The 26,169-nt window shown below is 61.0% G+C and carries 21 protein-coding genes and 2 rRNA genes (1 of these 23 cut by a window edge); 7 read left to right on the top strand and 16 right to left on the bottom strand.

All coding sequences use genetic code 11. The features are described from left to right. The first annotated feature begins 224 nt into the window (after window positions 1-224). Window positions 225-1,223 (top strand): AraC family transcriptional regulator, encoded by a 999-nt coding sequence (locus tag KI243_RS25125; protein ID WP_103032549.1) that lies wholly within the window; start codon window positions 225-227, stop codon window positions 1,221-1,223. Between the two features lie 4 nt (window positions 1,224-1,227). Here the strand turns inward: KI243_RS25125 and KI243_RS25130 are convergent, their stop codons facing one another. Together KI243_RS25130 and KI243_RS25135 are read right to left on the bottom strand one after the other, a co-directional pair. Further along, window positions 1,228-2,577, bottom strand: a complete 1,350-nt coding sequence (locus tag KI243_RS25130; protein ID WP_017124015.1) for an ATP-binding protein — start codon at window positions 2,575-2,577, stop codon at window positions 1,228-1,230. Further along, window positions 2,574-3,251 (bottom strand): response regulator, encoded by a 678-nt coding sequence (locus KI243_RS25135; protein WP_017124016.1) that lies wholly within the window; start codon window positions 3,249-3,251, stop codon window positions 2,574-2,576. The genes KI243_RS25130 and KI243_RS25135 overlap by 4 nt, the downstream gene beginning before the upstream one ends. A gap of 223 nt (window positions 3,252-3,474) precedes the next feature. Between KI243_RS25135 and KI243_RS25140 the strand changes: the two genes are divergently transcribed. Continuing rightward, a complete protein-coding gene (locus KI243_RS25140; RefSeq protein ID WP_042934499.1) occupies window positions 3,475-4,200 on the top strand; it encodes a 4'-phosphopantetheinyl transferase superfamily protein in 726 nt (241 codons plus the stop codon). Between the two features lie 10 nt (window positions 4,201-4,210). Here KI243_RS25140 and KI243_RS25145 read toward each other — a convergent pair whose 3' ends face one another. Then, complete coding sequence (locus tag KI243_RS25145) at window positions 4,211-5,818, bottom strand: ATP-binding protein (protein ID WP_017124018.1); 1,608 nt, start codon at window positions 5,816-5,818, stop codon at window positions 4,211-4,213. Then, window positions 5,815-6,537: a winged helix-turn-helix domain-containing protein gene (locus KI243_RS25150; protein ID WP_177088127.1), complete on the bottom strand. Its 723-nt coding sequence runs from the start codon at window positions 6,535-6,537 to the stop codon at window positions 5,815-5,817. Before KI243_RS25150 ends, KI243_RS25145 begins: the two co-directional genes overlap by 4 nt. A 737-nt stretch (window positions 6,538-7,274) precedes the next feature. Between KI243_RS25150 and KI243_RS25155 the strand changes: the two genes are divergently transcribed. Continuing rightward, window positions 7,275-10,181: a ribonucleoside-diphosphate reductase subunit alpha gene (locus tag KI243_RS25155; protein ID WP_103032550.1), complete on the top strand. Its 2,907-nt coding sequence runs from the start codon at window positions 7,275-7,277 to the stop codon at window positions 10,179-10,181. Between the two features lie 316 nt (window positions 10,182-10,497). Here KI243_RS25155 and flgE read toward each other — a convergent pair whose 3' ends face one another. The 6 genes from flgE to KI243_RS25185 form a co-directional block, all read right to left on the bottom strand. Beyond that, entirely contained in the window at window positions 10,498-11,826 is a 1,329-nt protein-coding gene (flgE, locus tag KI243_RS25160; RefSeq protein WP_212810033.1) for a flagellar hook protein FlgE, read from the bottom strand. A gap of 32 nt (window positions 11,827-11,858) precedes the next feature. Further along, a complete protein-coding gene (flgD, locus tag KI243_RS25165; RefSeq protein ID WP_017124022.1) occupies window positions 11,859-12,587 on the bottom strand; it encodes a flagellar hook assembly protein FlgD in 729 nt (242 codons plus the stop codon). Window positions 12,588-12,602: 15 nt separating this feature from the next. Next, window positions 12,603-13,046, bottom strand: a complete 444-nt coding sequence (gene flgC / locus KI243_RS25170) for a flagellar basal body rod protein FlgC (protein ID WP_017124023.1) — start codon at window positions 13,044-13,046, stop codon at window positions 12,603-12,605. A gap of 3 nt (window positions 13,047-13,049) precedes the next feature. Continuing rightward, a complete protein-coding gene (gene flgB, locus KI243_RS25175; protein ID WP_017124024.1) occupies window positions 13,050-13,457 on the bottom strand; it encodes a flagellar basal body rod protein FlgB in 408 nt (135 codons plus the stop codon). A 248-nt stretch (window positions 13,458-13,705) separates the two neighbouring features. Beyond that, complete coding sequence (gene cheR, locus KI243_RS25180) at window positions 13,706-14,533, bottom strand: protein-glutamate O-methyltransferase CheR (RefSeq protein ID WP_042934494.1); 828 nt, start codon at window positions 14,531-14,533, stop codon at window positions 13,706-13,708. Between the two features lie 52 nt (window positions 14,534-14,585). Further along, entirely contained in the window at window positions 14,586-15,512 is a 927-nt protein-coding gene (locus tag KI243_RS25185; protein WP_042934495.1) for a chemotaxis protein CheV, read from the bottom strand. A gap of 79 nt (window positions 15,513-15,591) precedes the next feature. Between KI243_RS25185 and flgA the strand changes: the two genes are divergently transcribed. From flgA to KI243_RS25205, 4 genes are all read left to right on the top strand, one after another. After that, on the top strand, window positions 15,592-16,353 hold the full coding sequence (flgA, locus tag KI243_RS25190) for a flagellar basal body P-ring formation chaperone FlgA (protein WP_042934496.1): 762 nt from the start codon (window positions 15,592-15,594) through the stop codon (window positions 16,351-16,353). A 171-nt stretch (window positions 16,354-16,524) separates the two neighbouring features. Further along, window positions 16,525-16,845: a flagellar biosynthesis anti-sigma factor FlgM gene (flgM, locus tag KI243_RS25195; RefSeq protein ID WP_017124028.1), complete on the top strand. Its 321-nt coding sequence runs from the start codon at window positions 16,525-16,527 to the stop codon at window positions 16,843-16,845. Between the two features lie 48 nt (window positions 16,846-16,893). Next, on the top strand, window positions 16,894-17,361 hold the full coding sequence (locus KI243_RS25200; RefSeq protein WP_017124029.1) for a flagellar protein FlgN: 468 nt from the start codon (window positions 16,894-16,896) through the stop codon (window positions 17,359-17,361). A 96-nt stretch (window positions 17,362-17,457) separates the two neighbouring features. Continuing rightward, a complete protein-coding gene (locus tag KI243_RS25205; RefSeq protein WP_042934498.1) occupies window positions 17,458-18,201 on the top strand; it encodes a flagellar brake protein in 744 nt (247 codons plus the stop codon). 72 nt (window positions 18,202-18,273) lie between these two features. Here KI243_RS25205 and KI243_RS25210 read toward each other — a convergent pair whose 3' ends face one another. From KI243_RS25210 to KI243_RS25235, 6 genes are all read right to left on the bottom strand, one after another. Beyond that, the gene (locus KI243_RS25210) at window positions 18,274-19,614 is read right to left on the bottom strand and encodes an MFS transporter (protein ID WP_017124031.1); all 1,341 of its coding nucleotides are present in this window, start codon (window positions 19,612-19,614) and stop codon (window positions 18,274-18,276) included. A 157-nt stretch (window positions 19,615-19,771) separates the two neighbouring features. After that, window positions 19,772-21,013 carry a glutamine synthetase family protein gene (locus KI243_RS25215; protein ID WP_177088230.1) on the bottom strand — a complete coding sequence of 414 codons (1,242 nt, stop codon included), beginning with the start codon at window positions 21,011-21,013 and terminating at the stop codon, window positions 19,772-19,774. A 201-nt stretch (window positions 21,014-21,214) separates the two neighbouring features. Next, window positions 21,215-21,907 (bottom strand): HAMP domain-containing sensor histidine kinase, encoded by a 693-nt coding sequence (locus KI243_RS25220; protein WP_017124033.1) that lies wholly within the window; start codon window positions 21,905-21,907, stop codon window positions 21,215-21,217. Next, window positions 21,904-23,508: a tetratricopeptide repeat-containing response regulator gene (locus tag KI243_RS25225; RefSeq protein ID WP_212810034.1), complete on the bottom strand. Its 1,605-nt coding sequence runs from the start codon at window positions 23,506-23,508 to the stop codon at window positions 21,904-21,906. Before KI243_RS25225 ends, KI243_RS25220 begins: the two co-directional genes overlap by 4 nt. A gap of 528 nt (window positions 23,509-24,036) precedes the next feature. Then, window positions 24,037-24,152, bottom strand: a 5S ribosomal RNA gene (gene rrf / locus KI243_RS25230). Window positions 24,153-24,321: 169 nt separating this feature from the next. Continuing rightward, window positions 24,322-26,169, bottom strand: a 23S ribosomal RNA gene (locus KI243_RS25235) (it continues 1,043 nt past the right edge of the window).

The following is a 26,169-nucleotide window of genomic DNA, read 5'->3' on the forward strand; positions in this document are numbered from 1 at the left end:
GGCAGACCTCTCGCCTATCGCAAAGCCCGTGCCACTTTCGGAAAACTCCGACAAAGCCTTTAGCCATCAGCCCTTCACGGATTTTCTGTCAGCCAGCCCTTACAGCATAGATGGCGGATTTCCGCCCTTCCACCACCGGCAGCCGTCGATATTGGCGGATATCCGCCTTGTTCATGGCGGACATCCCTGGCTAAGATCCGCCATTCAACGGACGGGACTGCCCCATGCGAGAACGCAGCATCGCCAGCCATTTTGCCCACGCCGCCCTGGAAGGCGCGCGGCGGCGGGGTCACGCCTGTTCGGGCCTGCTGCAACGGCTGGGGATCGCTCCCGAACTCTTGAGCGAACCGAAGGCGCGCCTGGCGCCCGAACAGTTCACCCAACTGCTGCAAGGCCTGTGGCTGGAACTGGACGACGAGTACCTGGGCTTCGGCCAGAGCCGCTGCCAGCGTGGCACATTCGCCATGATGTGCCACTCGCTGATCCATTGCACCAACCTGGAAAAGGCCTTGAACCGCGGGTTGCTGTTCTACGGGCTGTTTCCCGACGCGCCGCGCCTGAGCCTGGTCCGCGAAGGCGACAAGGCCCGCCTGATCCTCGATACCTCGAACCTGTGGGACCCGGATCATTTTCTCTGTGAATGCCTGCTGGTGATCTGGCATCGCCTCGGAAGCTGGTTGATCGGCCAGCGCATCCGCCTGGAACAGGCCACGTTCGAGTACCCGCGCCCCGAACACGCCAACGAGTACGACCTGCTGTTTCCCTGCACCCTGGAATTTTCGGCGACGCACACCAGCCTGCTGTTCGCCAGCCGCTACCTGGGCATGCCGTTGTTGCAGGATGAGCGGACTCTCAAGCAGTTTCTCGGCCGGGCCCCGGCCGACCTGCTGGCCCGCCCCGACGACGGCGACAGCCTGAGCAGCCAGTTGCGCCGCCTGCTCAGCCGCGACGCCAGTCGCTGGCCCGACCTGGACGCCGTGGCCCAGCACCTGCACATCAGCGCACAGACCCTGCGCCGGCATCTGCGCGAGGAAGGCACGAGCTTCCAGGAACTCAAGGATCAGCTGCGGCGGGATATCGCCATCTACCACCTGGGACGCAGCGAGCTGTCATTGCAACAGATCGCCGAGCAGTTGGGCTTTTCCGAACCTTCGGCGTTCCACCGGGCGTTCAAGAAGTGGACCGGACTGACCCCGGGCGCCTATCGTGCCCGGGAGTCGTAGGGCGTCAAAGCGCAGGGAAGTGGATACGGAACGACGCGCCGCCCAGGGATGAATCGCCCAGGGTCAGTTCGGCGTCGTAGCTTTCGATGATGTCCTTGACCACCGCCAGGCCGATGCCCTGCCCGGGATGCTGGCGGTCCAGGCGCTCGCCGCGCTTGAGAATCCGTGCGCGCTGGTCCGGAGGAACGCCGGGGCCGTCATCCTCGACATACACTTCGATGCCCTGCAAGCCACGCCGCAGGCTGATGCGGATCTGGCTCAGGCACAAGCGATAGGCGTTTTCCAGCAGGTTCCCGAGCAATTCCAGCAAGGCGCCCTGCTCGATCGGCACATGGCTGAACTCGGGCACATCGATGTCCACCCGGACCTGCTTGTCGCGATAGACCTTGTCCAGGGTGTTGCACAGGCTTTCGAGTACCGGCCGCAACTCGACCTGGTGCCGGACCAGGCCGCTCTTGCGCAGGCTGGCACGCTGCAACTGGTAGCTGATCTGCTGGTTCATGCGTTCGATCTGGCTTTGCAGGATCCACGCCTGGTCGCGATCCTGCGGGCGCTGGGCCATGCCTTCGCTAACGCCCTGCAAGACCGCCAGCGGGGTCTTCAGGCTGTGGGCCAGGTCATCCAGGGAGTCGCGGTAGCGGCTGCGCTGCTCGCGCTCGCTGTGCAGCAGGCGGTTGAGGGAACCGGTCAGGCGCAGCAGTTCGCGCGGGTGCTCTTCACTGAGGCTCTGCAGTTCGCCGCTTTCAATCTGGTCCAGCTCCTGGCTCAGGCGCCGCAGTGCCCGCAAGCCCCAGGTCAGGCCGATCCAGAGCAACGCCAACAGCACCGACAGCGCCGCGCCGAAGCCCAGGTAGAGCTTCTCGCGCAAACCGGCGAGGGTCATCTTGTATTCGCGCATCGGTTGCAGGGCGACAAAACTGTAGGCCGCGCTCTTGCCACCGAGCAGCTTGACCTCGACATCATAGACAAAGAATTCGTGGCCATTGTCCTCGCGAATCTTCGCGAACTCGTTGCCGCGCCCGTCATAACGCGGCTTGTAGTTGATGTTTTCTTCCTGGGTGGCCCGTGAGCGCCAGACCAGCCGACCGTCGCGGTCGAAGATGTAGCCGAGCAGGCGACTGTCCGGCAGGTTGAACTGTTCGTCGGGCAACAGCTCGGGCATCTGCAGCTGCTTCTTGTTGTCCACCCGCGCCGCGGAAATCAGCGTGGTGACATCCGAGGCCAGGCGTTGCTCGATGGAGTCCTGCAATGCCAGGCTGAAAGCCCCCTGCATCGCCGGCAACAGCGCCAGCATGAATAGAATCGCCAGGGTCGTGGCGGCCAGCATCAGCCGCACCCGTAGCGAACGAATCACCGGCAGCGCTCGTTGAACAGATAGCCCAGGCCACGCACGGTATCGATCGGCTTGAAGCCCACCGGACCTTCCAGCTTGCGCCGCAGGCGTCCGACCAGCACTTCGATCACGTTCGGATCACGCTCGTCGTCGTCCGGGTACAGCTGCTCCATCAGGCGGTCCTTGGCGACCACCTGCTGGTGATGGCGCATCAGGTATTCGAGGATCCGGTATTCGTAGGCGGTCAGGGCCAGGGGCTGGTCCTCGAGGGACGCCTGCTTGCGATTGAGGTCCAGCAGCAGCGGCCCGGCGGTGATCGTCGATTGGGTGAAGCCGCTGGAACGACGCAGCAGGGCATTCATCCGGGCCTCCAGTTCCTCGAACTGGAAAGGCTTGACCACATAGTCGTCGGCGCCGGCGGCCAGGCCCTCGACCTTGTCCTGCCAGTTGCCGCGGGCGGTCAGGATCAGGATCGGGAACACCTTGCCGCGCGCACGCAACTGGCGGATCAGGTCCAGGCCGCCCATTCCCGGCAGGCCAAGGTCGATCACCGCCAGGTCATGGTTGAACTGTTCGGTCTGGTACAACGCCTCTTCGGCATTGCCGACCGACTCGACCACATGGCCACTGTCGGTCAATCGGGTCTGCAAGTGATGGCGCAACAGCGCCTCATCTTCTACCACCAGCAACTTCATAACGCTCTCCAACGATCCGGGCATCGCCTCACCGATAACGGTAACTCAGTTCGGCCAAAGTGTTTCGTAAAAGATACGGCAAACCAGCGGCTGCAGACCCGGCGCATCATCACCGATACAGAGTACCCAAGTGGCCCTGAACTCCCCCTGAACACAGGCTGAACCGGACCTGAATCGGATTGGCCCCTACCCAGCCCGGGCCGGACCCGGCAAAATGCCCGGTATGAACCCGCTCCCCGCTCTTCCCGCCTGCTGCACACCGCTCGACGAACATTGGCCACTACCGCTGGCCGTGCCTCACAGCGTGCTGCTCGGCACCCACTTCAACCCGGGCCACCTGGCCGCGGACGACTTCCAGCGCAGCCGGATAGAAGCACCGGCGAGCATCCAGCGCTCGGTGGCCAAGCGCCAGGCCGAATTTCTCGCCGGACGCCTCTGTGCCCGCGCCGCCCTGTTGCAACTGGACGGCACCGACTGCGTGCCGCCGATCGGCGAAGACCGCGCCCCCATCTGGCCCGGTCATGCCTGCGGTTCGATCACCCACAGCAGCGGTCGCGCGGCTGCCATCGTCGCCGACAAGCGACACTGGCGCGGCCTGGGGATGGACCTGGAAAACCTGCTGTCCCACGAGCGCGCCGAACGCCTGGCGGGGGAAATCCTCACCCCTGGCGAACTGCAGCGCATGGCCGCGACTCCCGCGCAGCAGATCGCCCTGCTGGTGACCCTGACCTTTTCCGTCAAGGAAAGCCTGTTCAAGGCGCTCTACCCGCTGGTGCACAAACGCTTCTATTTCGAGCACGCCGAAGTACTGGAATGGGACGAGCAAGGCCATGTGCGCCTGCGCCTGCTGACCGACCTGTCCGGCGAATGGTGCCAGGGCGTCGAGCTGCAGGCGCAGTTCGCGCTCCAGGACGGGCACCTGCTGAGCCTGGTCAGTATCCCGGCCTGAGACCCGCCGCCTACTTCTCCTGGTGGCGCGGCCAACTGAGGCTGAAGCAGGCTCCGCCCAGGCTCTTGCTCTTGCCGATCAGGGCACGACCGTCGTGCCAATGAATGATCCGTCGCACGATGGACAGCCCCAGGCCATGGCCGCCCGAAGCCCGCGTACGGCTGTCGTCCAGGCGCATGAACGGCGTGAAGATGCGTTCCCAGGCACTTTCCGGTACGCCGGGACCGTCATCCTCGACATCCACCCGACAGCGCAACTGGCCGACCTGATAACTGATGGTCACGTGCGACTGGGCATGGCGCATGGCGTTGCTCACCAGGTTCTGCAAGGCTCGATGCAGGTAACGCGGCTCCGCCTCGACCCAGGCATCGTCACAATCGGCCGCCGACAGGCAGATACCCCGCGAAACCCGCACATCCGCCCGCAGCGGTGCCAGTTCGCCGATCACCTGGTTGACCAGGGCATCGAGATCGATCCGCTGGAAGTTCAACGCCGGAGAACCCTGCTCCAGCCGCGCATAGGTCAGCATCTCGTCCACCAGGCGGTCGAGGTCCTGGATATCGTTGTCCATGCCTTCCATGTATTTGGCGCGGGCCTGCGCGGTGGTCGCGTCGCCGATCATCTCCAGGCCGAAACGCAGGCGTGCAACCGGTGTGCGCAGCTCATGGGACACCGCCCGCACCAGTTCGCGCTGGATCATCAAGGAGCGCTGCAAGTGCTCGGCCATGTCATTGAAGGCACCGGCCAGGCGTCCGATGGAGTCCGCCCCACCGGCCGGCACCCGCGTCTCCAGGCTGCCCTGGGCGAGCCGCGTGGCAGCCGAGGCCAGGCCTCGCAGGCGGCGCTCCAACTGACGGACCAGCAGGTAGACGATCAGGCCGATCAGGCTCAGTCCCAGCACGGCGATCAGCACCAGCCACTGGGGCGGATACGGGTTCATCTGGTACAGCGGACCGATTTCCAGGACCCAGGGGGTTCCCGCCACGCCGGCAAACACCCGGATCGAGTCGCCGCCCTTGCCCAGCGCCATGACCGTATCGCCTTCGGTGATACGCCGCCGCTGGTCCTCGTCCATGTCGGCCTGTTCGAGGGTGACCAGGCGCATGTCGAAACCGAAGCCCTTGTCATGTTTCAGCGCGGCCAGCCGGGCCGGCTGCTCGGCCACCGGATAACGCACCAGCTCATCGGCCAGCAGGTAGATGGTCGCCCGCGCCAGCTGTTCGCTGATCTGCTGGACATCCCCGGCCAACAGCAACTGCTGCTCGTCACTGACCAGGCGGTAGACCCGCGCCGCATAGGGTCCGCTCTGGACCACCAGGGCCTGGCCCCGCAGCACCCGGGTCCGCTGGCCGAGGTCGAGGTGGGCCTCGCCGATCGATTGCAGCGACAGCGGAATCCCCAGCAGCCGCTCCCAGACCGCCAGGGCCCGGCGCCGCTCGATATCGGCCATGGGTTGCAGGTTGTCGGCCATCAGCGAAAAAGTACCGTGGGCCAACCGCTCGCGGTACTGCTCGCCACGCACTTCGTTGAGCAGGTGCAGCGCCAGCACCCCGAGCAATGCCACCAGCACCAGGGCGGCGCACATGCCACCGTAGATGCGCAGGAAGATCGAATTCACGGCGCCAGGTCTGCCGCCGCTTCGGGCACGAACAGGTAGCCCTTGCTGCGAATGGTCTTGATCAGCCGCGGATGCTCGGGGTCGTCGCCGATCTTCGGGCGGATGCGCGAGATGCGCACATCGATGGAGCGGTCCTGGCCGTCATAGCCGATCCCCCGCAGGGCAGTGAAGATCTCTTCCCGGGAGAGAATCCGCCCGGCGTTGGCCACCAGCAGCCAGAGCAGGTCGAATTCGGCGCTGGTCAGCTCGATACCCGCCTCGTTCAGCCAGGCTTCGCGCAAGGCCTCATCGATCACCAACGGTCCGAACTGCAGGCGCCGTACCTGCTGGGGGGCGACGTCAACCGGCTCGCTGCGCCGCAGCAAGGCCTGGATGCGCGCCAGCAGCAGGCGCGGACGCACGGGTTTGCACACATAGTCGTCGGCGCCCAGGTCCAGGCCCTGGATCTGATCGAGGTCATCGGTGCGCGCCGTGAGCATCAGGATCACGCCGTCATACGCATCGCGGACCTTGCGGCAGATACTCAGGCCATCCTCGCCGGGAAGCATCAGGTCGAGGATCACCAGGTCCGGCTGCTCGCGCACGATCCGCTCGGCCGCCAGGGCGCCGTTGCCTTCGATGGAGACCCGCAGGCCATTGCCTTCAAGGTACTCGCGGGTCAGCTCGGCCAGACGCTCGTCATCCTCGACTATCAATACCTGCCAGGCCTCTTGCTCCACGGATTACCTCTGCTTGCAAATCTCGGTTGGGAAAGGGTCCGCTCGTCTTTTTGTCATGATGGGAGCGGAGAGTGAAAGCATGCGATCGGCCGATTGTAGCAACGGTGCGGCAATAGCACACACGCCAGGATTTGCACTCGGTGATGGGTATTTTCTGTGATAGGGTTCGCGCCCGCAAAAATCCGTCCCGGCCCTGTCCGGGCGGTAAAAAACAGTGACAAACGGTCCGGTCCAGTGCTGCCGTGGCCTACACGCGCTTTCAGGCTTTCATACACAAATTACGCACAGATTTATCCACAGGTAGCACGTTGCAATCGCCCCCAAAAACGCATTATCTTGTAGCCCGGCGGCAAAAAAACCCTAGATGTAGGGTTTTCCGTCAAAAAACCCAAACACATTTCGGACGGGAAACTCAAGCTCTTTTCTTGCTTCCGTAGGGTTGAACTAAACAGATTTTCAGAAGACCAAACCGCGCGTGCGGATGGCAGCCGTTTTTCCCCTTCTGCGCGGGAAAACGGTACGGGTGTTGCAGTACATGACTGTCACCCACCAGGAATTCGGCAGCGGGCCATGGCCCGCCGCCAGTGAAACTTCGGCAAGGAAGCGGCGCCCACAGCCCCCTTCCTCCTGTCCCGAAGTGGTTATGCCCGACGACGCTCGTCGGTTGTAGTGCTTCAGGACGGAACGGTGGGCACCTTCGTGGTGCCCAAACAAACATAAAGAACGTGGAGACACCCATGCAAACCGACACAACTCGCGAGAACCCGCAGGGCACCGTGCCGCAGGCTTCCGATTCGAACCTGGATCTGTCTGCTACCGCGCCGGGCCAACTGCGTGTGATCAAGCGTAACGGCACTGTCGTTCCTTACACCGATGACAAGATCACCGTCGCCATCACCAAAGCGTTTCTTGCAGTTGAAGGCGGTACCGCCGCTGCCTCGTCGCGTATTCACGACACCGTCGCGCGCCTGACCGAACAGGTCACCGCGACCTTCAAGCGGCGCATGCCTTCGGGCGGCACCATCCACATCGAGGAAATCCAGGACCAGGTCGAACTGGCCCTGATGCGCGCCGGCGAACAGAAAGTCGCGCGCGACTACGTGATCTACCGTGACTCGCGCGCCAAGGAGCGCGCCACCCGTTCGCCGGCCGAAGAGCCGGTCAACGCCCACCCGTCGATCCGTATCACTCGCGCCGACGGCAGTGTCGCGCCCCTGGACATGGGCCGCCTGAACACCATCGTCAGCGAAGCCTGCGAAGGCCTGGAAGAAGTCGACGGCGACCTGATCCAGCGCGAAACCCTGAAGAACCTCTACGATGGCGTGGCCCTGAAGGACGTCAACACCGCCCTGGTGATGACCGCCCGCACCCTGGTGGAACGCGAGCCGAACTACTCGTTCGTCACCGCCCGCCTGCTGATGGACACCCTGCGCGCCGAAGGCCTGAGCTTCCTCGCCGTGGCCGAGAGCGCCACCCACCACGAGATGGCCGACCTGTACGCCAAGGCCCTGCCAGCCTATGTCGCCAAGGGTATCGAGTTCGAACTGCTGAACCCGGTCCTGGCCGAGTTCGACCTGGAAAAACTGGGCAAGGCGATCAACCACGAGCGCGACCAGCAGTTCACCTACCTGGGCCTGCAGACCCTGTACGACCGTTACTTCATCCACAAGGACGGTATCCGTTTCGAACTGCCGCAGATCTTCTTCATGCGCGTGGCCATGGGCCTGGCGATCGAAGAGAAGCAGCGTGAAGACCGCGCCATCGAGTTCTACAACCTGTTGTCGTCCTTCGACTACATGGCTTCGACCCCGACCCTGTTCAACGCCGGTACCCTGCGTCCACAGCTGTCGAGCTGCTACCTGACCACCGTGCCGGACGACCTGTCGGGCATCTACGGCGCGATCCACGACAACGCCATGCTGTCGAAATTCGCCGGCGGCCTGGGCAACGACTGGACTCCGGTGCGCGCACTGGGCTCGTACATCAAGGGCACCAACGGCAAGTCCCAGGGCGTCGTGCCGTTCCTGAAAGTGGTCAACGACACCGCCGTGGCGGTCAACCAGGGCGGCAAGCGCAAGGGCGCGGTCTGTGCCTACCTGGAAACCTGGCACATGGACATCGAAGAGTTCATCGAGCTGCGCAAGAACACCGGCGACGACCGTCGTCGTACCCACGACATGAACACCGCCAACTGGATCCCCGACCTGTTCATGAAGCGCGTCTTCGATGACGGCAAGTGGACCCTGTTCTCGCCATCGGAAGTGCCGGACCTGCACGACCTGACCGGCAAGGCCTTCGAAGAGCGCTACGAGTACTACGAAGCCCTGACCGAGTACAACAAGATCAAGCTGTTCAAGGTCGTCCAGGCCAAGGACCTGTGGCGCAAGATGCTGTCCATGCTGTTCGAGACCGGCCACCCATGGCTGACCTTCAAGGACCCGTGCAACCTGCGCAGCCCGCAGCAGCACGTGGGCGTGGTCCACAGCTCGAACCTGTGCACCGAGATCACCCTGAACACCAACAAGGACGAAATCGCCGTCTGCAACCTGGGCTCGATCAACCTGCCGAACCACATCGTCAACGGCCAGTTGGACACCGCCAAGCTGCAGCGCACCGTGAACACCGCCGTACGCATGCTCGATAACGTGATCGACATCAACTACTACTCGGTGCCTCAGGCGAAGAACTCCAACTTCAAGCACCGTCCGGTCGGTCTCGGCATCATGGGCTTCCAGGACGCGCTGTACCTGCAGCACATCGCCTACGGTTCCGACGCTGCCGTCGAGTTCGCCGACAAGTCCATGGAAGCGGTCAGCTACTACGCGATCCAGGCTTCCTGCGACCTGGCCGACGAGCGCGGCGCCTACGAGACGTTCCAGGGTTCGCTGTGGTCCAAGGGCATCCTGCCGCTGGATTCGCAACAGATCCTGATCGAAGCCCGTGGCCAGAAGTACATCGATGTCGACCTGAACGAAAGCCTGGACTGGGCCCCGGTCCGTGCCCGCGTGCAGAAAGGTATTCGTAACTCCAACATCATGGCCATCGCACCGACCGCGACCATCGCCAACATCACCGGCGTATCGCAGTCGATCGAACCGACCTACCAGAACCTGTACGTGAAATCGAACCTGTCGGGCGAATTCACCGTGATCAACCCGTACCTGGTTCGCGACCTGAAGGCGCGTGGCCTGTGGGACTCGGTCATGATCAACGACCTGAAGTACTACGACGGTTCCGTGCAGCAGATCGAACGCATCCCGCAAGAACTCAAGGAGCTCTACGCGACTGCATTCGAAGTGGAAACCAAGTGGATCGTCGATGCCGCCAGCCGTCGCCAGAAGTGGATCGACCAGGCCCAGTCGTTGAACCTGTACATCGCCGGCGCTTCGGGCAAGAAGCTCGACGTGACCTACCGCATGGCCTGGTACCGTGGCCTGAAGACCACCTACTACCTCCGTGCCCTGGCCGCGACCAGCACCGAGAAGTCGACCATCAACACCGGCAAGCTGAACGCTGTTTCCAGCGGCGGCAACCACGGTGACGATTCGGTCCTGGCCGCACCGACCGTATCGGCCCCAGCCGGTCCGGCCCCCGTACCAAAGGCCTGTGCCATCGACGAGCCGGATTGCGAAGCTTGCCAATAAGCTGAGCGGGCAAGCGCCTTCGGGCGCGAACCCGAAAGCCCTCGTCAGACCCCGGGTCTGGCGGGGGTTTTCTTTTGCCTGGCGAATGGAGCGCGCGACTCCCAGCTGACACGGATGACCGATGTGTGTGGAGGGGGGCTGGCGTGCTGGCGATTGAGATAGGACATCTAGCAGATGGGCTGCCTGAGACACCGCTATCGCCAGCAAGCCGGCTCCTACGATAAACAGCCAGCCCAGAATGCCGAGTGCGACAGCCAGGCACAAAAAAGCCCCGATCAAGGGGCTTTTCTGGTGGAGCGTCTTCAGCCAGCCATTATCAGGTCATCTGGATGATGGTCTGCATGATGGTGCTCTGGGTGGAGATGGTCTTGGCGTTGGCCTGGTAGTAGCTCTGGCCCTTGATCAGGTCCACCAGCTCGCTGGTCAGGTCGACGTTGGAGCCTTCCAGGTTGCCGGAAACGATCGAACCGTTGGTACCGACCTGACCACCGTCGTAGGCGGGTTGGCCCGAAGCAAAGGTCTGCACCCAGCTGGTGCCGCCTTTCGGCTGCAGGCCCTGCTCGTTGGTGAAGCTCGCCACCGCGACCTGGCCGATAGCCTTGTGCTGGTTGTTGCTGAAGTTGGCGAAAATGGTACCGGTGCCGTCGATGCTGATATCGGTGATCTGGCCGGTGGCATAGCCATCGCTGATGATGTTGGCACGGGAAGTATCGGCGTTGAACTGGGTAGTCTTGGTCCAGTCGCTGACGATACCAGCCGGGTTGGCGCCCGCGCCGTTGGCCGCCCACACGCCATTGGTCACCACGCCAGGAACCCAACCGGTGATGGTGATGCTGGTCTTGCCGGCGGTACCCGCAATACTGGTCAACTTGCCCGAGGAGTCAAAGACCATTGGCACTGGTACAGGGTCGGTCGCGGCAGGCGGAACGGTAGGTGGAACGGTCGGAACGGTAGCCGCCGTGCCATTCGGGTTGCGCCCGTCGATCAGTGTGTAGACGTTCCAGGTATTGGCGCCGGTCTTGACCACATACTGGTCCAGCGAGTGCTTGTTACCCTGGGTGTCATAGATATCGGAGCTGAACGGCTTGGTGTAGCTCGCCTGGTTCGACGGGTCGAACGGCGTGGTTGCCTGGTTGATCACCGGCGACTTCGAATCGAGGTTGATCGTCGCACCCACCGTGGTGCTGGTCTGCGGTGGCAGGTTCGATACGTCGATGCGCAGGTCGGTCAGTACGCCCGGAATGATATTGCCCTTGGAGTCGGCGGCAAAACCTTGCAGGCGGGCAGTACCGTCGGAGTTGGTGATGTAGCCGTCCTTGTCGGTCTTGAAGGTACCGGCACGGGTATAGCTCAGCGAACCGTTGCTGCTCAGGGTGAAGAAACCGTTGCCCTGGATACCCATGTCCAGCGCGTTGCCGGTGGCGGTCATGCCACCGTTGCCGAAGTTCTGCGAAACGTTGGCCAGGTTCACACCGTTACCGATGGTCTTGGCGGCCACACCCAGCTTGGTCGCCGAGTAGACGTCCTCGAATTCCGCGCGGGAGGATTTGAAGCCGGTGGTGTTGACGTTGGCAATGTTGTTGCCGGTTACGTCGAGCTGTTTCTGGGCCGCATTGAGACCGCTCAAACCGATATTAAAAGACATAACTCACTCCTTTGTTTCGCGTTGGTCGGCTCTTACAGGCCAATGGTCTGGACTTTGGACAGAGCAATGCTGCCCAGGCCCGCCAGGTTAAGCATCATTTCGCCGCCGTTCTGACCCAGGCTCACGCTGCTGACGGTCGCCGGCAGGTTGGTGACCATGGCGGTCGCCTTGCTGTCGATCTGCGAGGTGGCGTTGAAGGTGTAGGTACCGTTGGCCAGCAGGGTGCCCGAATCGTCCTTGCCGTCCCAGGCGAAAGCGGCGTTGCCGGCTTTCTGGCTGCCCATGTCGATGGTCCTGACCACCTTGCCGGTGGAGTCGGTGATCTTCAGGGTCAGGTTGTCCACGGAACTCGGGATCGTCACCGTGCCGGTAAACGGCTTGCTGGTATCGACCACGGCCTTGTCGGTCGGCACGATGACCGAGCGGCCGACCAGCGACGAGGCCTGCAGGGCCTGGGACGACTGGAAGGCGCCGGCGATGTTGTTCACGCTGGTGTTGAGCGTGGTAATGCCTTCCAGGCTGCTGAACTGGGCCAGCTGGGCGACGAAGGCACTGTTGTCCTGGGGATCCAGCGGGTTCTGGTTCTTGAGCTGGGTCACCAGCAATTTCAGGAACGCGTCCTTGCCCAGGGTCTGCCCGCCGGTGGCACCGCCGATGGCGTTGCCCAGGGGATCGGTGTTGCTGTTATTCGCCACCTTCTGGTTGGAGGCGTTGATGATGTCGTTGAGGCTGGGACCGCTGGTGGAATCGGAAACACTCATGGCTGTCGCCCCTTATCACTGACCCAGGGTCAGAACCTTCTGCATCATGGTCTTGGCGGTGTTCATCATTTCCGCGTTGGTCTGGAACGAGCGGCTGGCAGAGATCATGTCGGCCATTTCCTCGACCACGTTGACGTTCGGGTAGTAGACATAACCCTTGGCGTCGGCCGCCGGATGGTTCGGTTCGTAGCGGGCTTCCAGGTTGCTCTGGTCCTCGACCACGCCCATCACCTGAACGCCCTGACCGGCCGCGTCCTGGTTCTGGAACAACGAATCGCTGCCGCCGCTCTGGCCGTTCTGGAACATGGTGGCGAACACCGGGTGGCGTGCACGGTAGGTCTTGTCGATGCTCGACGAGACGGTCTCGGCGTTGGCGATGTTACTGGCGACGGTGTTCAGGCGAGTGGTCTGGGCACTCATGCCGCTACCGGCAATGTTGAAAACGCTGGCGAGGGACATGGCTTACTCTCCACGCAGGGCTGATACCAGCCCTTTGAATTTACTGTTGAGCAGGGTGAAGCTGGCCTGGAAGTCGACCGCGTTCTGTGCATAGTTCGATTGCTCGATCTGCGCATCCACGGTGTTCTGGTCGATCGACGGCTGCATCGGCGTGCGGTATTGCAACGCCGCATCGCCATCGCTCAGGCCCTGGGCTTCGATATGACGGCTGTTGGTGGTGTTGAGGGCGAAGGTGCCGTTCTTGGCCTTTTCGCTCTGCTCGGCGAGCACCGAGGAAAAGTCCATGTCCCGAGCCTTGTAGTTCGGGGTGTCGGCGTTGGCGATGTTGTTGGCCAGCACTTCGGCACGTTGGGCGCGGAAGCCCAGGGCTTTCTCATGGATACCGAGCGCTTTATCGAAGCTGATGCTCATGTCGGGAAACCTTCAAGAGTTGACCTGATCGTTGAAACAGGCTTTTCGTTGACAGAGCTATAGCAAGCCCCATGCCAATTCCTCAAAGGCCGTAAATCAAGGCTTTGCGGGGTGGCAGACAGCGGCAATGCCAGAAAAGCGGCAAAGCATTTCCGCCGCGCGTCAGCAAAGCGGCAAGGCGGGCGGCAAGAAAAGTGGCAAAAAAAAGGGAGCCCCCGGGGCTCCCTTTTCTGCGTTGGACCTGTTGCCTACTTGGCCTGGTAGATGATTCCAGGACTGCATTGCACCATCTGGTAATGGTCCGGCAGGCCGTTCAGGGCCTCGGAGGCACCGAGGAACAGATAGCCGCCCGGCTTGAGGGTCCCGTGAATACGCATGAGGATGTCCTTCTTCACCTCGGCGGAGAAGTAGATCAGCACGTTACGGCAGAACACGATGTCGAACTTGCCCAGGCTGGCGTAGCTGTCCAGCAGGTTGAACGAACGGAACTCGACCCGGCTCTTGATCGGCGCCTTGACCGCCCAGCGGCCCGGCCCTTTCGGATCGAAGTAACGCTGCAGGCGCTCGGGGGACAAGCCACGACCGATGGCCAGGCTGTCGTACTCCCCCGTCTTGCAGTTGGTCAGCATCAGCCCCGACAGGTCGGTGGCGACGATCTGCGCGCCCGCCTTCAACTGGCCCATGTTGGTCCGCTCGAACTCGTCGATCGACATCGAGATCGAATAGGGTTCCTGCCCCGACGAACAGGCAGCCGACCAGATACGCAGGCGCTGTCCGGGACTGGCCTTGATCGCTTCCGGCAATACCTTGCCCTTGAGCACTTCAAACGGATAGGTGTCGCGAAACCACAGGGTTTCGTTGGTGGTCATGGCATCCACCACCTGCTCGCGCAAACCGCTGCGCGGCTGGGCCTGGATCTTCTGGACCAACTCGCCCAGAGACTTGATGCCTTGCTGTTCCATCAGTTTGTTGAGACGGCTGGAAACCAGATATTGCTTGTTTTCACCGAGCAGAATGCCACAGGCCTTTTCCAGGAAGACCCGGAACTGTTCGAAATCCAAATTACCCGTAGACAATGATGCCGCCTCTTAAATCGTCTGTACCGCCGGGGACGAAAGCCCCCGGCCGTTATTCTGCTGCCTTGATCCGGTCAACCACCCGGGATGCCAGGTCATCAGGACGGAACTTGGCGAGGAAGTCATCAGCACCGACCTTCTTCACCATCGCCTGATTGAAGACACCCGACAAGGAAGTATGCAGGATGATATGCAACTTTTGCATGCGAGGATCGTTGCGGATCTCCGCTGTAAGGGTATAGCCGTCCATTTCGGGCATTTCGATGTCGGAAATCATCATCAGGAACTCTTCTTCCGGCTTCTTGCCCTCGTCGACCAGCTTGCGCAGGTAATCCAGCGCCTGTCGGCCGTCGTTCAACGCCACCACCTCGACACCGACCGTCTGCAGGCAGCGCGTGACCTGCTTGCGCGCCACCGACGAGTCATCGACCGTCAGCACCCGCAACGACACCGCCTTGCTCTGGGTCTCGACATCGACCACACCGAGGGAAATCGACTCGGACGTGGGCGAGACCTCGGCCAGGATCTTCTCGACGTCGATGATCTCCACCAACTGGTTGTCGATTCGCGTCACTGCCGTCAGGTAGTGATCGCGCCCGGTGCCCTTGGGCGGCGGATGGATCTCTTCCCAGTTCATGTTGACGATGCGCTCCACCGACTTCACCAGGAACCCCTGGGTCTTGGTGTTGTACTCCGTAATGATCACAAACGGATTACTCTGGTCCTTGAGTGCACCGGAGCCCGTGGCCATCGCCAGATCGAGGATCGGGATGGTTGCCCCACGAATATTCGCCACACCGCACACCACCGGATTGGACTTCGGCATCAGAGTCAGCTTGGGGCATTGCAGCACCTCGCGTACCTTGAAGACGTTGATTCCATACAACTGCTGGCCGTCGAGACGGAACAACAGCAGTTCAAGGCGATTCTGCCCGACCAGTTGCGTACGCTGGTTCACCGAATCCATCACACCAGCCATGCCTGACCCCTCTCACCAAAGCTTCAGATCCGATGCACATTCAAGAGTAAACGGCACGGGCCTTGCTTTTTATACTGTTATGAAAGCACAAACGACATTTTTTCGACGCCTGACATCACAGTACCGCAGATTGCTCTGGGTTTTGTCGGCTTTATGCTGTCTGAACCCCAGCGGCCCTGCCCTTGCGGAATCGGCGACCCTGCCTGATCAGCTTATCGGCGTGACCCAAGGCTTTCTTGAGTTCACCGTAGAAGACTACCTGGCTACCAGTCAAACCGAAGGTCGTTATGAAATCCAGGTCAATCAACTGGATCCGCGCCTGCGCATGGCCGCCTGCGACAAGGAATTGACAGCCAGCCTGGAGAGCCCCGCGACGCCGATTGGCCGGGTCACCGTGAAAATCCGCTGCGAGGGCACCTCGCCCTGGACCGTGTTCGTACCGGCCCAGGTCAAGCTGTTCCGCGACGTGGTGGTGACCACCCGCCCGCTCAAGCGTGCCGGCATCATCGAACCGGGTGACGTGGCGCTGCGTGAGCGGGATATCAGCCTGATCAACCAGGGCTTCCTGACTTCGCCCGACCAGGCCATCGGGCAGAAACTTGTCCGACCAATGGTCATGGATCAGGTCATCACCCTGGTGCATCTGGAACAGGCCGAAGTGGTCCGCAAGGGCGACCAGGTGGTGATCAGTGCGACGAGCGGTGGCCTGGTAGTGAAGATGCCGGGAGAAGCCCTGTCCAATGGCGGGCTCAACGAACAGATCCGCATCAAGAACCTCAACTCGCAACGTGTCATCAAAGCCCGTGTCACCGCGCCCGGGCAGGTAGAGGTAGCTTTATGAAGAGAAAAGTGGCCTTGTAGATAACTGGCGCGAAGTCGCCACTTTTCCTAAACTGTGCCCCAGACAGGGATACAGCCGACACGTGCAGACTCATTCTCAGATGAGCCTAAAGTTTTTCCGGGTATGGCCGAAAACAAGGCAAGCGTCCAAATACCCAGAGGTTTTTTTATCATGGTCATCGATTTCAGTCGTTTGAATAACGCCCCGTCACTGACAGGCAGCACGCGCAGCAGCGCCAGCAAGGAAGCCGACAGTGCCGGCAAGTCCGCGTCCGTCAACAGCCAGGCCGACTCGGTCAGCCAGAGCGGGGAATCGGTACACCTCAGCAATGAGGCTCAGCAGTTGCAAAAGGTCACTGACAAGCTGCAGCAGCAGCCTGTGGTCAACAGCGCCCGGGTGGCCGAGTTGAAGCAGGCAATTGCCGACGGCAGCTACAAGGTCGACAGCAACCGCGTAGCCAGCAAACTGCTCAACTTCGAAGCCCAGCGCTAGGCTCCGGCCCGCGCCAGGCTTTTGGACGCTTAAAACCCAAGGCCAGCCATGCACGACACCACTCTACTGCAACTGATCACCGAAGATTTTGCTCCAGCTCAAGACCTGCTTGAGTTGCTGCGCGCCGAATCCCTGGCGCTCCACGGACGCAACATGTTCGAGCTGGAAGATATTCTGGCGCGCAAGCAAGCGCTGATCATTCTGTTGGAACAGCATGGCCGCAAGCGCAGCCAGATCCTCGCAAGCCTCAATCTGCCCACCAATCGCGCCGGCCTGGAACAACTGGCCGCACAGTCGAGCGTGGGCGATGAACTGCTGAGCCAGAGCGACGTGCTCACCCGACTCCTGGCCGATTGCCAGGCAGCCAACGAGCTCAACGGACGCAACATCCAGGTTCAGCAAGCGACTACCGCGAACCAGTTGAAGATCCTGACCGGCGGTGAGCCTCCCGCGCTCTACGATGCCCGCGGCTCGACCGCCAGGCTTGCGAAGCCTCGCCCACTCAGTCAGGCTTGAAAGCGAACTGGTGCGCGCTCTATCCAAGGCGCGCAACATGCTGGCAAAATGCTGGCTTTTGCGTGTAGTCGTATTTTGTCTGGAGATTGATGAACCGTGTCCAATGCCCCAAGCGCGGACGATGCTCCGCAGCCACCCAAGGTGCTAACCACACCTCTGGAAATTGCCGCCAACCTGCGGATGCTGCAGGAAAGCCATGACCCGTTGATCATCACGTTCCACGAACGCACCCAGCGCTTCCAGAGTTTTGTGATCGATGTCGACCGGGAGGCCGGCACCCTGGCCCTGGACGAAATGATGCCGCGCGACGGCGAACGCTTCCTGTCGGCAGGCGAGCCTTTCCGTGTCGAAGGTTTCCACGAGGGCGTGCGCATCACCTGGGAACAACCCCAGCCGATGACCATCGACGAAACCGAAGGCTGCTACCGTGGGACGATCCCCCAGGAAGTCGTCTACCACCAGCGCCGCAATGCGTTTCGCGCCGCCTTGAAGCTCACCGCCCTGGTGAATGTCGAGCTCAGCGGTGAAAAGCTCAAGGCTCCGGTCACCGGCAAGCTGCTGGATATCTCCGCCAGCGGTTGCAAGCTGCGTTTCGAAGGCGATATCTCCGACCGCCTGCAGTTGGGCCAGGTCTACGAGCGTTTTATCGCCGCCCTGCCCTTCGGGCCGATGACCGCTCCCGTGGAGTTGCGTCACCTGCATTTCGAAGAAAGGATCAACACCACCTTCGCCGGCGTGCGTTTCCACAACATGAGCGGCCTGGTACAACGCCAGGTCGAGCGTTTCGTCTACCAGTTGCAGCGCGAGGCACGGCGTTTCGACAAGGACGACGATTACTGAGTCAGGCGCTTTCACTCTCCAAAAAAAAACGGGCCACCCTTATCAGGTGGCCCGTTTTTTTCATCAGTGCTATCAGTTGCTCGATTTGTGCGCCGGCTCCGGGTCCGACTCATCGACCTCGGCAACCACCTCGGGCTCTGGCGCCGGGGGCACCACGCTGTCGCACATCTGATCCAGCACGATCTGCTCGTCGACCCGTGGATCGAGGGCCGCCCCCAGGGGCGACATGGCTTCGGGCATGACCACGTGCTGCAACGGCGCATCTTCGACCTGGTGCAGGTTGGTCACGGCCTTCGGCCGGATACGCCAGACCAGGATCAACGCGAAGAAACTGAAGAACGCGTAGAGCATATGGCTGCCGAACAGCTTCATCAGGATACCCGCCGCCAGCGGCCCCATGCTCGCACCGATACCGTAGGTCATCAGCAACATGGCCGTCAGGGACACCCGTCGATCGCCCTCGATATGGTCGTTGGAAAAGGCTACCGCCAGCGGATACAGGCAGAACTGCAACAGCGACACCACGAACCCGGAGATAAACAGCACTTCCAGCGGCGCCGTGGAGAATACCGCCAGCGGCAAGGAGGCCAGGGCCAGCAGGAAAGCGACGCTGCGGATCAGCACGGCCCGATCATAGCGATCGGAGAGCCAGCCCAGCGGCCACTGCACCAGGAAGCCGGCAAAGATGCAGCACCCCATGAACAGACCGACCTGCTCGGTGGAAAGCCCCTGCTGGGAGGCATAGAGCGGCGCCAGGCCATAGAAGGAGCCGACGATGATCCCCGCGCCCATCACCGTGGTCAGGGACTGCGGCACCCGCTTCATGAAAAAGCGTGGTTCCAGCGGCGCCGGATGCAGGGGCGCCGGGTGAATGCGCCGGGTCATCGCCACCGGCACCAGGCACAGCGCGAAGCACAGCGCGACCAGCATCAGCAGTTCAAGCCCGAGGGCCGGGTGCATGACCAGGATCAGTTGCCCCAGCACCAGGCCAAGGTAGGAGGCGATCATGTAGCCGCTGAACACCACCCCGCGCTGCTTGGCCTCGGCCTGCTCGTTCAGCCAGCTTTCGATGACCATGTACTGGCACATCATGCCCAGGCCCACGATCATCCGCAGGAACAGCCAGGCCGGCAGCCAATCGATCAACCCATGGCCCAGCACCGCCGCGCCGACGATCCCGGCGCAGGTGGCGTAGGCACGGATATGTCCGACCCGTGCAATCAGCCGGTGGCCGATCTTGCCCCCCAGCACCAGGCCGAAGTAGTTGGCCGCCATCAGGGCACCGACCCACAGGCCGTCGACATGGTCGGCCGCCAGGCGCAAGGCCAGGTAGGTACTGAGAAGACCCGAGCCGATCAACATCATCAGCGAGGCGAAATAAAGCGCTCGAAAGGATTTCCAGATATGGCGCATCGGCGTTCCGAGCGGCTCCTTGAATGAGGTTTCGGACTACCCGAGAAGATAGCCCGACTATAAAGCCAGGCGCTGTAAAAACGTAGCGAGCACAGGAAATACAGGTCCGTTTTCAACGCAGTATTTCCACGCGCATTGCTTTTACAGCGCTTGGAGCCTAAGCCTGGGCGGCCAGGACACGCCTTTCCCAGGGAGTAATTTCGTCCAGGAAACTGGTCAGCTCCATGGTCTTCGAAGCGATGTAGCCTTCGATGAACTCCTTGCCGAACAGATCCTTCGCCAACTGGCTACGTTTCAGACGCTCCAGAGCAGCGTGCAAGGTACATGGCAGCGACAAAGAATCCGGAACCTCGAATTCGCCCTGGATCGCGGCCGTCGGCTCCAGTTTCTGTTCGATCCCGTGCAACCCGGCGGCCAGGCTCGCGGCGATTGCCAGGTAGGGATTGGCATCCGCTCCCGGCAGGCGGTTTTCCACCCGCCGCGCCACCGGCGAGCTGGCCGGAATGCGCAGGCCGGCGGCCCGGTTGTCGTGGGACCAGCAGGCATTGTTCGGTGAAGCGAACGGGTGGCACAGGCGCTGGTAGGAATTCACGTTCGGCGCGAACAGCGCGGTGAAGTCCGCCATGCCCGCCTGCTGCCCACCGATAAAGTGGCGGAACATAGCGGTCGGTTCCCCGGCGGCATCGCTGAAGACATTTCGCCCGCTGCCAATTTCCACCACGCTCTGGTGAATATGCATCGAGCTGCCCGGTGTCTTCGCCAATGGCTTGGCCATGCAGACCACGGTCAGGCCATGCTTGAGGGCCACTTCCTTGAGCAGGTGCTTGAACAGGAAGGTCTGGTCGGCCAGCAACAGCGGATCACCATGCAACAGGTTGATCTCGAACTGGCTGACGCCCATTTCATGCATGAAGGTGTCACGCGGCAGACCGAGCGCCGCCATGCACGCATAGACCTCGCTGAAAAACGGCCGCAAGCCGTTATTGGAACTGACGCTGAAGGCCGAATGACCGTCCTCGCGACGACCATCGAGGCCCACGGGCGGCAGGAAGGGTTGGCTCGGATCGGTATTGGGCGCGAAGACAAAGAACTCCAGCTCGGTCGCCACTACTGGCGCCAGGCCACGCGCCGCATAGCGGGCGATGACCGCCTTGAGCTGACCACGGGTCGACAGACGGGAGCTCTCACCCGTCAGTTCGTCCGCGTCGCAGATCGCCAGGGCACGGGGCTGCTGGCTCCAGGGCAGGCGATGGATCTGCTGCGGATCGGCATTGAGGGCCAGGTCGCCATCGTCGCTGCCGTAAAAACGCGCGGGAGGGTAACCGCCCATGATGCACTGCAACAGCACCCCGCGGGCCATCTGCAAACGCCGTCCCTCGAGGAAACCTTCGGCGGTCATTACCTTGCCGCGCGGTACGCCATTGAGGTCGGGCGTGACACATTCAATCTCATCAATGCCGGTCAATCGCTGCGCGAGTGAACTCTGGCCATCGGTCGTCATGACTCAATCCTTGTTGTTGTACAAGCCGTGAACGGCGTCCCGTACAAAATACGCACCACCTGTTCGGGATTTCAAGCAGGGGCGAGGAAAAAGCCTGGTTCAGGGAAGATAGAGGCTGAACAATGCACCGCCGAGGGTGCCGCCATTGCCGATCTCGATTCGCCCGCGCACGCCGTTGCGCTCGTGCAGGGCGGCAATACGTGCCGCGAAATACAGACCCAGGCCGGTACTGCCCGTGGTGGGGTTGATGCCCTGCACATAGTCCGCCTGCCGCTCGAGCATCTGTGCCGGGTAGCCCGGACCATCGTCATTGATGGTCACTACCAGTTGTTCGCCCTCTTCACGCACACCGATCAGCAAGGCATGACAGGCATAGCGAATGGCATTGGTGACGATATTACCAACGACCGAGCCGATCAGCTCCCGGTCGAAGAAACCCAGCGGGCTGAAATCGTCGACCTCGTAGCTGGCGACAATCCCGCGACTGCTCAGGACTTCCTGACGGCACGCCAGTTGCGCCTCGATGAAATCGTCCATTTCATGGTAGTCGGGGCGCAGCGGTAGCTGATTGACTCCCAGCTTGTACAGGCCCAGCAGTTGTACCAGCATGCTGTTGAGGTGAGCGAACTCATACTCGATGACCCCGTGCTCGGGGACCTCGCGCTGACTCGCGGGCAGGCGGCTTTGCCACTGGCCATGGGCTTGCATCAGCATCGCCAGCGAGTTCTTCATATCGTGCACGGTCGAGGCGATTACCGTGGAAAAATCCAGCCCCTGGTCATCGCCACTCATTCGCCGAACGCCCGGATGCGCAATTTCTGATACCTCTCATAACGTGGATCGGTGTCGGGCATCTTGCCGACCATTTTCAGGCAGGCACGACACTCTTCGAGGATCGCGGCGTCGGCAGTCTTCTGCGCGTTCACCAACAGGGCCTGCGCGGCGTTGAGGGCGATACTGATATTCTTCGGTTGCAGCGCCAGGGCGCGCCGGAACAGGTCCTGCGCCTCTTCCAGGTTGCCGCCCTTGTAGCTGCGCACGCCCTGCACGTTGAGATCGATCGCGGCCTTGCCGCTGCCGAGGATCTCCGGGTCGTCGGTCAGTTTGGCGATCCCTTTCATCACAGCAGGATCGTCACCGTAGATCTCCACGCAGTTCTTGAGCATCGAGGCACCGGCATCGACCTGGCCCAACTGCTGCAGTTGCTTGGCTACCAGCAAGGCCGCCTCGGCACTCATGAAGTTCTCCATTCCCTCAAGACGCGCCATCGCCTGCTCGGTGAGCTTGTCGGCGGTTTCGGCATCATTGAGCAGCAGGCTGGTGGCCTTCATCAGGCGCGCACGCACCTGCAGTCCCGGATCGTTGGCGTTTTCCTTGGCGACCGCGCTGAGGGTCTGGTTGATCTCCAGCCGCGTACGTGTATCCAGGCCCCGCTCGCTGCCCTTGCTGATCAAGGCATGGGCCAGGCCGAGATTGCTTTCGGGATCCTTGAAGCGTGATTGCTCGCCCTGGGACACGGCCTGGCGATAGGCTTTCGATGCACTCTCGAAATCCTCGTTGGCCATGGCCAGCTTGCCCAACAACGACTGCCGGCGTACCGCCAGCGGGGACAACCGTACAGCCTCCTCCAGCACGCTCTGGGCACGCCGGGTATCGCCCTGCTGCATCAGCACATCGGCGAGCCCGTCGTACAGCGCCGGCATCATCGGAAAGGCCTTGAGCGCGGTTTCGTAGAGTTCCCGGGCCTGAGTGATCTGGCCGCGCTTGTAGAGCAGTTGCCCGAGCATCGCATAAGCCCATGGCAGCGGACGATCGTTGAGGATGCCATTGAGGAAGCGTTCCAGTGGCTCATTCTGGTTGAGTGCGCGCATGGCGTCGGCGCGATAGCGCAGGCACAGCGGTGCGAAACGGGTGTCCTGCTGGGTCAGGCGGGTACAGGCAGCCAGCACTTCGGCCGGTTTGTCACGGTCGAGTGCCTGCATGATCGGCTTGAGCAGGTTCTTGCGCTGGACCAGCTTCTCCAGGCGCTGGGCAAGGCTGGCACGGTTGAACGGCTTGGTCAGGTAGGCGTCGGGCTCGTGTTCCAGGGCACTGAGTACCATGGCCTGGCTGCTTTCCGCGGTGACCATGACGAACACGCTTTCATGGCTGATCAGCTTGTCGACCATCAGGTCTTCAAGCACCTGCTGCCCATTCTTCCTGCCATCACCGAGATGGTAATCATGCAGGACAAAATCGTAGCGCTTCTGCGCACACATGCGCAGGGCCTGCTCCCCGGTGTCGGCGGTGTCCACTTCCTTGACGCCCAACTCGCGCAGCATGGACCTGACTGAACTGCGAAAATCGGAGAAATCGTCGACGATCAGAAAGCTTTTTTGGTGATACGCCAGCATCGAGATTCCTGTCATGGGAAATAGAAGATGGGCCCGGGGACAATCACAAGAGCGGGTCCAGCCTCACTGCCACTTTCGCGTGCAGATAATAAATAGAGTCAAAATGCCATCAAACAATTTTACACCAACCCGGGGTTCCGTTGAGCAGCTTGTGCACCGTTCTTCGATTCAGGGCTACCCAGGGACTGCTGGTGTTTTATGTATAGCTGATCAGGATATCGCCCGCCCGAGGCTAAACCTGAGGGTGTGGGCATGGAATTAAGCCACAGAGATAGCTCATCCCCGCCCCCTGTGAGAGCCAGTTTGCCGGGACGCCGCAGAGACGGCCTCATCCCCCGCCCCCCTGTGGGAGCACGCTTGCCGGAACGCCGCAGAGACAGCCTCATCCACGCCCCCCTGTGGGAGCCGGCTTGCCGGCGATGGCGGCCGCCAGATCCCCGCAGGACTCAAGGACCTCATCACCGCGGGTTTTCCGCGGCGCAAAAACAAAACCCCAACTGCTTTCGCAATTGGGGTTTCGGAATTTAATCTTGACGATGACCTACTCTCACATGGGGAAACCCCACACTACCATCGGCGATGCATCGTTTCACTGCTGAGTTCGGGATGGGATCAGGTGGTTCCAATGCTCTATGGTCGTCAAGAAATTCGGGTACCGAGTCGTGGCCTTGAGGCCGCGCTTCAGCAAATCGGGTATGTGATCGATATTCGGTGTTTTGTGAGCCGCAAACTTTCGGTTCGTTTCGTCTTCATACACCGCAATCTGGTCTCTTTCGCCTTTCAGCTCAAAGCAGCAGATTGCTTGGGTGTTATATGGTCAAGCCTCACGGGCAATTAGTACAGGTTAGCTCAACGCCTCACAGCGCTTACACACCCTGCCTATCAACGTCGTAGTCTTCGACGGCCCTTCAGGGAACTCAAGGTTCCAGTGAGATCTCATCTTGAGGCAAGTTTCCCGCTTAGATGCTTTCAGCGGTTATCTTTTCCGAACATAGCTACCCGGCAATGCCACTGGCGTGACAACCGGAACACCAGAGGTTCGTCCACTCCGGTCCTCTCGTACTAGGAGCAGCCCCTCTCAAATCTCAAACGTCCACGGCAGATAGGGACCGAACTGTCTCACGACGTTCTAAACCCAGCTCGCGTACCACTTTAAATGGCGAACAGCCATACCCTTGGGACCGGCTTCAGCCCCAGGATGTGATGAGCCGACATCGAGGTGCCAAACACCGCCGTCGATATGAACTCTTGGGCGGTATCAGCCTGTTATCCCCGGAGTACCTTTTATCCGTTGAGCGATGGCCCTTCCATACAGAACCACCGGATCACTAAGACCTACTTTCGTACCTGCTCGACGTGTCTGTCTCGCAGTCAAGCGCGCTTTTGCCTTTATACTCTACGACCGATTTCCGACCGGTCTGAGCGCACCTTCGTACTCCTCCGTTACTCTTTAGGAGGAGACCGCCCCAGTCAAACTACCCACCATACACTGTCCTCGATCCGGATAACGGACCTGAGTTAGAACCTCAAAGTTGCCAGGGTGGTATTTCAAGGATGGCTCCACGCGAACTGGCGTCCACGCTTCAAAGCCTCCCACCTATCCTACACAAGCAAATTCAAAGTCCAGTGCAAAGCTATAGTAAAGGTTCACGGGGTCTTTCCGTCTAGCCGCGGATACACTGCATCTTCACAGCGATTTCAATTTCACTGAGTCTCGGGTGGAGACAGCGCCGCCATCGTTACGCCATTCGTGCAGGTCGGAACTTACCCGACAAGGAATTTCGCTACCTTAGGACCGTTATAGTTACGGCCGCCGTTTACCGGGGCTTCGATCAAGAGCTTCGCGTTAGCTAACCCCATCAATTAACCTTCCGGCACCGGGCAGGCGTCACACCCTATACGTCCACTTTCGTGTTTGCAGAGTGCTGTGTTTTTAATAAACAGTCGCAGCGGCCTGGTATCTTCGACCGGCATGAGCTTACGGAGCAAGTCCTTCACCCTCACCGGCGCACCTTCTCCCGAAGTTACGGTGCCATTTTGCCTAGTTCCTTCACCCGAGTTCTCTCAAGCGCCTTGGTATTCTCTACCCAACCACCTGTGTCGGTTTGGGGTACGGTTCCTGGTTACCTGAAGCTTAGAAGCTTTTCTTGGAAGCATGGCATCAACCACTTCGTGTTCTAAAAGAACACTCGTCATCAGCTCTCGGCCTTAAGATCCCGGATTTACCTAAGATCTCAGCCTACCACCTTAAACTTGGACAACCAACGCCAAGCTGGCCTAGCCTTCTCCGTCCCTCCATCGCAATAACCAGAAGTACAGGAATATTAACCTGTTTTCCATCGACTACGCTTTTCAGCCTCGCCTTAGGGACCGACTAACCCTGCGTCGATTAACGTTGCGCAGGAAACCTTGGTCTTTCGGCGTGGGTGTTTTTCACACCCATTGTCGTTACTCATGTCAGCATTCGCACTTCTGATACCTCCAGCAAGCTTCTCAACTCACCTTCACAGGCTTACAGAACGCTCCTCTACCGCATCACCTAAGTGATACCCGTAGCTTCGGTGCACGGTTTGAGCCCCGTTACATCTTCCGCGCAGGCCGACTCGACTAGTGAGCTATTACGCTTTCTTTAAAGGGTGGCTGCTTCTAAGCCAACCTCCT

The organism is Pseudomonas sp. Ost2, from assembly GCF_018326065.1.
In the GTDB taxonomy this organism is placed as follows: domain Bacteria; phylum Pseudomonadota; class Gammaproteobacteria; order Pseudomonadales; family Pseudomonadaceae; genus Aquipseudomonas; species Aquipseudomonas gingeri.

What these genes read in the sequence shown, in the direction of transcription:
- KI243_RS25125 (WP_103032549.1), top strand. Translation starts at nt 225, where the DNA reads ATGCGAGAACGCAGCATCGCCAGCCATTTTGCCCACGCCGCCCTGGAA.
- KI243_RS25135 (WP_017124016.1), bottom strand. Translation starts at nt 3,251, where the DNA reads ATGAAGTTGCTGGTGGTAGAAGATGAGGCGCTGTTGCGCCATCACTTG.
- KI243_RS25140 (WP_042934499.1), top strand. Translation starts at nt 3,475, where the DNA reads ATGAACCCGCTCCCCGCTCTTCCCGCCTGCTGCACACCGCTCGACGAA.
- KI243_RS25155 (WP_103032550.1), top strand. Translation starts at nt 7,275, where the DNA reads ATGCAAACCGACACAACTCGCGAGAACCCGCAGGGCACCGTGCCGCAG.
- flgE (WP_212810033.1), bottom strand. Translation starts at nt 11,826, where the DNA reads ATGTCTTTTAATATCGGTTTGAGCGGTCTCAATGCGGCCCAGAAACAG.
- flgD (WP_017124022.1), bottom strand. Translation starts at nt 12,587, where the DNA reads ATGAGTGTTTCCGATTCCACCAGCGGTCCCAGCCTCAACGACATCATC.
- flgC (WP_017124023.1), bottom strand. Translation starts at nt 13,046, where the DNA reads ATGTCCCTCGCCAGCGTTTTCAACATTGCCGGTAGCGGCATGAGTGCC.
- flgB (WP_017124024.1), bottom strand. Translation starts at nt 13,457, where the DNA reads ATGAGCATCAGCTTCGATAAAGCGCTCGGTATCCATGAGAAAGCCCTG.
- KI243_RS25185 (WP_042934495.1), bottom strand. Translation starts at nt 15,512, where the DNA reads ATGGCTGGTGTGATGGATTCGGTGAACCAGCGTACGCAACTGGTCGGG.
- flgA (WP_042934496.1), top strand. Translation starts at nt 15,592, where the DNA reads ATGAAAGCACAAACGACATTTTTTCGACGCCTGACATCACAGTACCGC.
- flgM (WP_017124028.1), top strand. Translation starts at nt 16,525, where the DNA reads ATGGTCATCGATTTCAGTCGTTTGAATAACGCCCCGTCACTGACAGGC.
- KI243_RS25200 (WP_017124029.1), top strand. Translation starts at nt 16,894, where the DNA reads ATGCACGACACCACTCTACTGCAACTGATCACCGAAGATTTTGCTCCA.
- KI243_RS25210 (WP_017124031.1), bottom strand. Translation starts at nt 19,614, where the DNA reads ATGCGCCATATCTGGAAATCCTTTCGAGCGCTTTATTTCGCCTCGCTG.
- KI243_RS25215 (WP_177088230.1), bottom strand. Translation starts at nt 21,013, where the DNA reads ATGACCGCCGAAGGTTTCCTCGAGGGACGGCGTTTGCAGATGGCCCGC.
- KI243_RS25220 (WP_017124033.1), bottom strand. Translation starts at nt 21,907, where the DNA reads ATGAGTGGCGATGACCAGGGGCTGGATTTTTCCACGGTAATCGCCTCG.
- KI243_RS25225 (WP_212810034.1), bottom strand. Translation starts at nt 23,508, where the DNA reads ATGCTGGCGTATCACCAAAAAAGCTTTCTGATCGTCGACGATTTCTCC.